Annotated in this window: 8 protein-coding genes and 1 tRNA gene; 5 read left to right on the top strand and 4 right to left on the bottom strand. The window is 67.2% G+C overall.

The window, feature by feature from the left end; genetic code table 11:
• The first annotated feature begins 158 nt into the window (after positions 1-158).
• Entirely contained in the window at positions 159-308 is a 150-nt protein-coding gene (locus tag AC1VAN_RS05720) for a hypothetical protein (protein ID WP_154881118.1), read from the top strand.
• Positions 309-322: 14 nt separating this feature from the next.
• On the opposite strand, the gene AC1VAN_RS05715 is transcribed toward AC1VAN_RS05720, so the two are convergent.
• From AC1VAN_RS05715 to dtd, 4 genes are all read right to left on the bottom strand, one after another.
• Positions 323-398, bottom strand: a tRNA-Ile gene (locus AC1VAN_RS05715).
• Between the two features lie 44 nt (positions 399-442).
• Entirely contained in the window at positions 443-754 is a 312-nt protein-coding gene (locus AC1VAN_RS05710) for a hypothetical protein (RefSeq protein ID WP_394123264.1), read from the bottom strand.
• A gap of 274 nt (positions 755-1028) precedes the next feature.
• Positions 1029-2879, bottom strand: a complete 1851-nt coding sequence (gene rpoD, locus AC1VAN_RS05705) for an RNA polymerase sigma factor RpoD (protein WP_480985421.1) — start codon at positions 2877-2879, stop codon at positions 1029-1031.
• Positions 2880-2969: 90 nt separating this feature from the next.
• Positions 2970-3410 (bottom strand): D-aminoacyl-tRNA deacylase, encoded by a 441-nt coding sequence (gene dtd / locus AC1VAN_RS05700; protein WP_032976683.1) that lies wholly within the window; start codon positions 3408-3410, stop codon positions 2970-2972.
• A gap of 61 nt (positions 3411-3471) precedes the next feature.
• On the opposite strand from dtd, the gene AC1VAN_RS05695 reads away from it, so the two are divergent.
• The 4 genes from AC1VAN_RS05695 to AC1VAN_RS05680 all read left to right on the top strand — a co-directional run bounded on the left by AC1VAN_RS05695 (position 3472) and on the right by AC1VAN_RS05680 (position 7727).
• On the top strand, positions 3472-4392 hold the full coding sequence (locus AC1VAN_RS05695) for a lauroyl acyltransferase (RefSeq protein ID WP_025879049.1): 921 nt from the start codon (positions 3472-3474) through the stop codon (positions 4390-4392).
• A gap of 74 nt (positions 4393-4466) precedes the next feature.
• Positions 4467-5600: a GTP cyclohydrolase II RibA gene (gene ribA, locus AC1VAN_RS05690; protein ID WP_032976682.1), complete on the top strand. Its 1134-nt coding sequence runs from the start codon at positions 4467-4469 to the stop codon at positions 5598-5600.
• A 112-nt stretch (positions 5601-5712) separates the two neighbouring features.
• Positions 5713-6189 carry a PH domain-containing protein gene (locus AC1VAN_RS05685; protein WP_088101515.1) on the top strand — a complete coding sequence of 159 codons (477 nt, stop codon included), beginning with the start codon at positions 5713-5715 and terminating at the stop codon, positions 6187-6189.
• On the top strand, positions 6186-7727 hold the full coding sequence (locus AC1VAN_RS05680) for a PH domain-containing protein (RefSeq protein ID WP_025879052.1): 1542 nt from the start codon (positions 6186-6188) through the stop codon (positions 7725-7727). The genes AC1VAN_RS05685 and AC1VAN_RS05680 overlap by 4 nt, the downstream gene beginning before the upstream one ends.
• The last annotated feature ends 192 nt before the right edge of the window (positions 7728-7919 follow it).

Genomic DNA, 7919 nt, shown 5'->3' with positions numbered 1-7919 from the left:
GCGCGATCTGCATGGATTTCAGCTTGCCGGAATGGAGGAGCCGTGAGCATCGACTATTCCGACAGCTCCGCGAAACCGTCGATCGTGTCGTGCCAATCCCCCCCAAGATCCCTGTACACGCCGTTTCATCTTTCTCGAATCACGCCTAGGGGGCAACCATGATCGACGTACTCAACAGCGACGTATCTTCCCCGATTCAGAAGCTACATGAGCTGCAGGTCATCATCGGGATCACCGAGCGCTGCGGCAGTGAATTTTCCCGGCAATTTTTCCGCCGGCACAAAAAAGGCACTTGGGCCGCCGCCTAAGTGCCTGTTTTTTATGGTGGGCCCACCAGGATTCGAACCTGGAACCAAGGGATTATGAGTCCCCTGCTCTAACCGTTGAGCTATAGGCCCTGCGCAGCGTCACAGTGTAGTGGAGCACGGCCGGAGTCGGCTACTCAGTCGGCAGCAGCAAGCGCCTCGCCAACACGCTGCAACCGTCGCTCCGCCATCCCCGCCAACCGCTCCATCTCCAGCAGATGCGCCTGGAACAGCGCCACCGCCTTCATCGCGCCCTCCAGCCCCCTCCGGTTGCCACCGGCAAACCCCGCAACCATCTGTTCTCCCGATTGCGTCAGCAGCGCCAGCGTGGCCCGTCGGGCGAAGCCCAGCCGATCCTCCAGTTCGTCCTGCATGACGTCCTCCCACGTCATCAACGGCGGGAAATCCAGGGCAGCAACAACAGGTACATCATGTTCAACAGCCTTCATGGCCAAGCTCCAATGCTCAACAGGGGTGATGCCGCAGATACACGCGTTGCACGTGTCCCCGCAGCGCGTCCGCCTCGGTGCCGGTGATCCGGCCCGCCCACGAGGTGTGTTGAGCACCTGCATCGCCAGCGTGCGTCTGGCATCCCTGCACGTCAAAGGGCGGATGCGTCATCGCCAACCGCGGCCAAGCATGGCCACGGCTCCACACCGGATCCCCCAAAGAAGAACCCCGCCGAAGCGGGGTTTCTCTCAACACGTCAGCACTACCTGGATATCAATCGATRTCCAGGAAGCTGCGCAGCTGCTCCGAACGGCTCGGGTGACGCAGCTTGCGCAGGGCCTTCGCTTCGATCTGGCGGATGCGCTCGCGGGTCACGTCGAACTGCTTGCCGACTTCCTCGAGGGTGTGGTCGGTGTTCATGTCGATGCCGAAGCGCATGCGCAGCACCTTGGCTTCCCTCGGGGTGAGGCCGGCCAGCACGTCGCGCACGGTTTCAGACAGGTTGATGTTGGTGGTGTTCTCGATCGGGGACTCCACGTTGGTGTCCTCGATGAAGTCGCCCAGATGGGAATCCTCGTCGTCGCCGATCGGGGTTTCCATCGAGATCGGCTCCTTGGCGATCTTCATCACCTTGCGGATCTTGTCTTCCGGCATGTCCATTTCCTTGGCCAGCTCCTCCGGCGTAGCCTCGCGGCCGTACTGCTGGAGCATCTGGCGGGAAATGCGGTTCAWCTTGTTGATCGTTTCGATCATGTGMACSGGRATACGGATSGTGCGMGCCTGGTCGGCGATCGAACGSGTRATGGCCTGGCGRATCCACCASGTSGCATACGTGGAGAACTTGTAGCCGCGRCGGTAYTCGAACTTGTCCACSGCCTTCATCAGGCCGATRTTGCCTTCCTGGATCAGGTCGAGGAACTGCAGGCCGCGGTTGGTGTACTTCTTGGCGATGGAGATCACCAGGCGCAGGTTGGCCTCGACCATTTCCTTCTTGGCCTTGCGCGCCTTGGCTTCGCCGTAGGCCATGGCACGGCTGAGTTCCTTCAGCTCGTCCAGGTCCAGCAGGGTGACCTTCTCGATGTCGATGGTGGCCTGCTGCTCGGACACGATCTGGTCCTTCACTTCACGCAGCGCCGAAGACCACTTCTGCTTGCGCTTCAGTGCGTCTTCCACCCACTCCAGGTTGGTCTGGTTGCCTTCCCAGGAACGGATGAAGTCCTTGCGCGGCATGCGGGCAGTGACGGTGGCCAGGTTCAGCACGCGGCGCTCGTGGGCCTTGATGCTGCCCATGGTGTCGCGCAGCTGCTTGGTCAGCACGTCGGTCAGCGGCAGCGGCAGCTTCAGGGTGACGAACACCGCCGACATCTCCTCGCGGAGCTTCAGCAGGTTCTTCTTGTCGCCCTTGGCGGCAGCCTTCTTGAAGGCGTTGAGGGCATCGCCCAGCGCCTGCATGCGCGCAGCCACTTCCTCCGGATCCGGACCGGTCGGCGCGGCTTCTTCATCGCCGCCGTCGACGTCGTCTTCTTCCTCGTCGGCGTCGGCATCGGCGTCGTCCGCGTCATCGGCCACCACAGCGGCCGGGGCCGGCACGTCGTCGGTCAGGTCGTTGAAGCCGACGATCACTTCGGCAAGGCGCTTGCGGCCTTCCTTGTGCGCTTCGTAATCGGTCAGCAGCGATTCGACCGACACCGGGAACTGGCCGAGTGCGGCCTGGACCTGGGACAGGCCTTCTTCGATGCGCTTGGCAATGGCGATTTCGCCTTCGCGGGTCAGCAGCTCGACGGTACCCATTTCGCGCATGTACATGCGCACCGGGTCGGTGGTACGGCCACCTTCGGTGTCGAGCGCGCTCAGCGCGGCGGCAGCTTCTTCGGCTGCGGTGTCGTCGACCTCACGGTTGCCCGTGTTGCCGTCGTTGAGAAGCAGGGTTTCCACATCCGGAGCAACTTCATGGACATCAATGCCCATGCCGTTGATCATGCCGATGATGTCTTCGATCTGTTCCGGGTCGACCATGTCGTCGGGCAGATGGTCATTGACTTCGGCATAGGTCAGGTAGCCCTGTTCCAGGCCCTTGCTGATCAGTTGCTTGATTTCGGATTGGGCAGGACGTTCGTTGGCCATGTAGTGCTCGCGCCACCGGCTAGGGGGAAATAGGGAACGTAGCATTATACCAGCCCGGGGCCCGGCCTGCCGGGCGGTGGTCCCGGCGGCCTAGGGCCTGAGGAGGAAGGTCACGGGACCGTCGTTGACCAGGCTGACGACCATATGGGCACCGAAGCGGCCCGTTTCCACCCCCGGCGCGTGATTTTCACGACAGATGTCGACAAATCGATTGAACCCGCGTTCAGCCTCCTGCGGCGGTGCCGCGCTGGTGAAGCTTGGCCGCATGCCGGAACGGGTGTCCGCGGCCAGGGTGAACTGGCTGACCAGCAGCAGGCCGCCGCCGGTATCACGCAGCGAGCGGTTCATTTTTCCGGCCTCATCTGCAAACACACGGTAGCCGAGCAGGCGTTCGGCCATCCGCTGCAACTGGGCCTCGGTATCGCCCGGCTCCATGCCGACCAGGGCCAGCAGGCCGGGGCCGATCTGCCCCACCGCCTCACCTTCCACATGCACGGCAGCCTGGCTGACACGTTGAATCAGGACGAGCATCGGCGGGCTTCCAGGCAAGGGGCCGGCCACGATAGCAGCGCCCTTGGCTAAACTGGGGCCGATGAATCCACACCGCAAAGCCCGGCTGGTCTACCGCGCCACCACCCTGTTCGCCCGCCTGCCCTGGCCATTGCTGCGCGGGTTCGCGCGCGCCCTGGCCTGGACGTGGGTGCGCCTCGATGCCCGCGAGAGCCGCGTCACCCGCCGCAACCTGGAGCTGGCCTACCCCGAGCTGGACGCGCCGGCACGCGACCGCCTGCAGCGCGAACTGCTGCGCTCCACCGCCCTGCAGGCCATCGAGACCCTGCGCCTGTGGAGCCGGAAGCCCGCCGACAACCTGCGCCTGCACCTGAAGGAGCGCCACGGCCAGGCGCTGTACGACGCGGCCCTGGCCAGCGGCAAGGGCGTGATCGTGGCGGCCCCGCACTACGGCAACTGGGAGCTGCTGAACCAGTGGCTGGCCTCGCGCGGCCAGATCGCCATCGTCTACAAGCCGCCGGAGGACGAGGCCAGCGATGCCTTCCTGCAGATCGTGCGGGGCGGCGACAACGTGCAGCAGGTGCGCGCCGAAGGCCCGGCCGTGCGCCAGCTGTTCAAGGTGCTCAAGGACGGCGGTGCCACCGGCATCCTGCCCGACCAGCAGCCCAAGGCCGGCGACGGCGTGTTCGTGCCGTTCTTCGGCGTGCAGGCACTGACCATGACCCTGGTCAACCGCCTGGCCGAGCGCACCGGCGCGACCGTGCTGTATGGCTGGTGCGAGCGCATCGGCCCGGACATGGAATTTGCCCTGCACATCGAGCCGACCGACCCGGCCGTGGCCGATCCGGACCCGCACGTGGCGGCCACCGCGCTCAACGCGGGCATCGAACGCATCGCGCGCCGCGACCCGGCGCAGTACCAGTGGACCTACAAGCGCTATACGCTGCGGCCACCGGGCAGCGGCGAGGAAGACCCGTACGCGACCGACGAACATCCGCACTGAGAGCCGCTGCACCGGCCTGCGACACACCGCCGCAGCACGTTGAATACGACGCTGGCGCCCCCATAGAGACACCGATGTCCGCCTCCCCCGGTCCTGCCATGTCTGCTTCCTCCCTGTTCGGTGATCCGGCAGCGATCCGCTGCGAGCGCGCGGTCGCCGAACTGCGCGCCGGTCGCCCGGTCCTGCTCCACGATGGCCAGGGCCAGCGCCTGGCGGTGATCGCGCTGGACAGCGCCACTGCCAGCAGCTTCGCCGCCTTCGCCAGTGCCGCGCGCGAGCGCCATTACCTGTACCTGACCGCCACCCGCGCCCGCGTGCTCGGCGTGGAGGCCCCCGAGGGCGCGCGCCTGCCGCTGGCCGGCGTTGCCTTCGATGCCCTGCCCTCGCTGGGCTACCTGCGCGAACCCGGACCGATGCCCGCGGCTTGGAGCGCAGGCGATGCGTTCGATGCCGGCGCTGTCGAACTGGCCCGGCTGGGCCTGCTGTTGCCGGCGATGGTGGCCGTGCGCCTGGATGCAGACGACGCCACGTTCGATGGCGCGGCCGAGGTTGGCCTGTGCGATCTGGCCGAAGGCGCCGCGCACGCCGCACATGATTACGAACTGGTGGCGCGTTCTCCGGTGCCGCTGCGCGACGTCGGCATGACCACCTTCGCGGTGTTCCGCGGTGGCGTCGCCCAGCGCGACCAGGTAGCGATCATCGTCGGCGAACCGGACCTGTCCGCAGTGGTGCCGGTGCGCGTGCATTCGTCCTGCCTCACCGGCGACCTGTTCGGTTCGCTCAAGTGCGATTGCGGCGACCAGCTGCGGCGCGGCCTGCGCAAACTGAAGGAACTGGGCGGCGGCGTGCTGCTGTACCTGGACCAGGAAGGCCGCGGTACCGGCATCGCCGCGAAGATGCGCGCCTACGGCTACCAGCACGACGGCCTGGATACCATCGACGCCGATGCGCAGCTGGGCTTCGGCGCCGACGAGCGCCGCTACGGCAGCGCGGTGGCGATGCTGCGCGGGCTGGGTGTATCCCGTGTTGCCCTGCTCAGCAACAACCCGACCAAGGCACAGCGCCTGCGCAATGCCGGCATCGAAGTGCTGGACTGCATTCCGGTCACCGGCGAGATCACCGCCGAGAACGAGCACTACCTGCGCACCAAGGCCGACCGCGCCGGCCATCTGCTGGATGTCGATGCGCTGATCCAGGCCGCCCAGTAACGCGGGCGACCTGCTAACGTCTGCGCGGTGCGGCCATCACCGCGCCTGCCCGCCCTGCTGCCCGACGGACGCCCGCGTGACCGAACTGCCCTTGCCTGTTGCTGCTGCCGAAATGCCCCTCGACCACTGGCAACCCCTGCCGCGGCGCGCTGCCCGGTTGGCGGCGCTGGAGGGCGCCTTCGGCGGACTGTTCATCCCCGGCGCACCGCTGGCGGCCCTCTGGTGGTTCTTCGATCTTCCCGGTGGCCTGTGGGCAGCGATGCTGGGCCTGCTGGTCGGCCTCGCCTTCGGCGCCTGGATCGGCCATCGGCGCCTGACCCGCACCCGCTGGCGGCTGGACGCACAGGGCCTGGGCCTGCGCCGCGACCTGATGTGGCAGCTGGAGACCCGCATCCCCATTTCGCGCGTGCAGCACCTGGACCTGCGTCGCGGGCCCCTGGAGCGGCGTGCAGGCCTGGCCACGCTGATCGTGCATACCGCCGGCACCCGCCTGAGTGCGGTCACCGTCAGCGGCCTGGACGAAGCCGATGCCGAGCGCCTGCGTGACACCCTGGCCCATCAGCTCGACCAGGACGCCGACGCCCTGTGAGCCTGCCCCCGCCCCTGCCGCCCTCGCTGCCCAGCGGTGGCGACGAGCATCGCCTGCATCCGTGGTCGTGGCTGTTCGTGCTGCTGATGCAGCTGCGCCACTATTTCCTGCCGCTGGTCGCGTTGCTGGTGTTCGGCCAACGCGGCGACCGCGATCCGATGTGGGCACAGTTGATCCCGTTGACCGCCATCGCCGCGCTGGTGCTGGTGTCGGTGCTGCAGTACCTCAGCTACCGCTATCGCATCGGCAACGATGCGATCACCGTGCGCAGCGGCCTGCTGGCGCGCAACCGGCGCGAGATTCCCTTCGCCCGCATCCACAACGTGGAAGTGCGGCAGAACCCGTTGCACCGGTTGTTCGGGGTTGCCGAACTGCGCCTGGAATCGGCCGGCGGGGTGCGTCCGGAAGCGGAGATGCGCGTGCTGCGGCTGGACCAGGCGCTGGCCCTGGAACAACTGGTGCGCCAGCGTGGACAGGCGCCCCAGCCGACGCCGGGCGACGCGCCGGCTGCCGATGTCGTGCCATCCGACGACGAGCAGGTACTGCTGCGCCTGTCGAGCTGGGACGTGCTGCGCATGGGCCTGCTGTCCAACCGTGGCTGGGCGCTGGCGATCGCCGCCTTCGGCGTCCTGTTCCAGACCGTACCGCGCCCGGTGATGGACGATGCCATCCAGCGTGGCGGGCGCGAGGCCTTCGGCTACGCCAGCCACCTGCATGCCGGGGTGACCGGCGGGCTGGTGCTGTTGGCGGCCGCGTTGCTGCTGGGCTGGCTGCTGCTGCGGGTGTTGTCGGTGGTGTTGACGCTGCTGCGCTACCACGGCTTCACCCTCAGCGAGCGCGAACGGCGTCTGACCGTCTCCACCGGCCTGCTCAGCCGCACCCGCAGCAGCGTCGCGCGCCGCCGCATCCAGGCATGGACGCTGGGCGAGAGCACCCTGCAACGCTGGTTCGGGCTGCGCCAGCTGCGTATTGACAGCGCCGCCGGTGGTCCCTCGCGCGACGACGACCGCGCGCTGCGCGAACTGGCACCGCTGGCTGGTGCAAGCGCCTGCGATGGGCTGGTGCGCCACCTGCTGCCGCAGCTGCAATGGCCGCCGCAGCAGTGGCAACCGATTCCGCAACGCGGATGGTGGCGATTGTCGCTGTCCACCTTGCTGGTGGTGCCGTTGCTGACCGCCGCGCTGTACTGGCGCTGGGGCCTGCCGGCCCTGGCACTGCTGGCCTGGCTGCCGGTCAGCCTGTTGATCGCGCACCGGCAGATGGCGCGGATGGGCTGGCACCTGGATGGCCAGTTCGTGGCGGTGCGCGGCGGCTGGTGGAAGCGCTGGTGGCGCTGGGCCGAGCTGGACAAAGTGCAGGGCCTGCGCCTGCAGCGCTCGCCGCTGGACAAGCTGTTGGGTACGGCCAGCCTGCAGCTGGACACCGCCGGTGCGCATGGCGATGTGGCACTGGCACTGCGCTACCTGCCGCAGGCGCGTGCACAGGCGTTGATGGAAGAACTGGCCACGGCGCTGGCACGGCGCAAGCTGCGCTGGTAGCGCGGCCGATCGTTGAACCGCCATCCACGCATGGCGTGGATCTACTTCACCATCCACGCATGGCGTGGATCTACTCCACCACCCACGCATGGCGTGGATCTACTGCACCACCCACGCATGGCGTGGATCTACTGCACCACCCACGCATGGCGTGGATCTACTGCACCACCCACGCATGGCGTGGATCTACGG

The organism is Stenotrophomonas sp. 05L44_2 (assembly GCF_056665995.1).
Note: the sequence above shows the minus strand (reverse complement) of the source record. Positions and strands in the feature narration are given on the sequence as shown.

Coding starts and splice junctions, on each gene's coding strand:
- AC1VAN_RS05685 (WP_088101515.1), top strand. CDS start 5,713: ATGCCCCTCGACCACTGGCAACCCCTGCCGCGGCGCGCTGCCCGGTTG.
- AC1VAN_RS05720 (WP_154881118.1), top strand. CDS start 159: ATGATCGACGTACTCAACAGCGACGTATCTTCCCCGATTCAGAAGCTA.
- AC1VAN_RS05695 (WP_025879049.1), top strand. CDS start 3,472: ATGAATCCACACCGCAAAGCCCGGCTGGTCTACCGCGCCACCACCCTG.
- AC1VAN_RS05710 (WP_394123264.1), bottom strand. CDS start 754: ATGAAGGCTGTTGAACATGATGTACCTGTTGTTGCTGCCCTGGATTTC.
- ribA (WP_032976682.1), top strand. CDS start 4,467: ATGTCCGCCTCCCCCGGTCCTGCCATGTCTGCTTCCTCCCTGTTCGGT.
- dtd (WP_032976683.1), bottom strand. CDS start 3,410: ATGCTCGTCCTGATTCAACGTGTCAGCCAGGCTGCCGTGCATGTGGAA.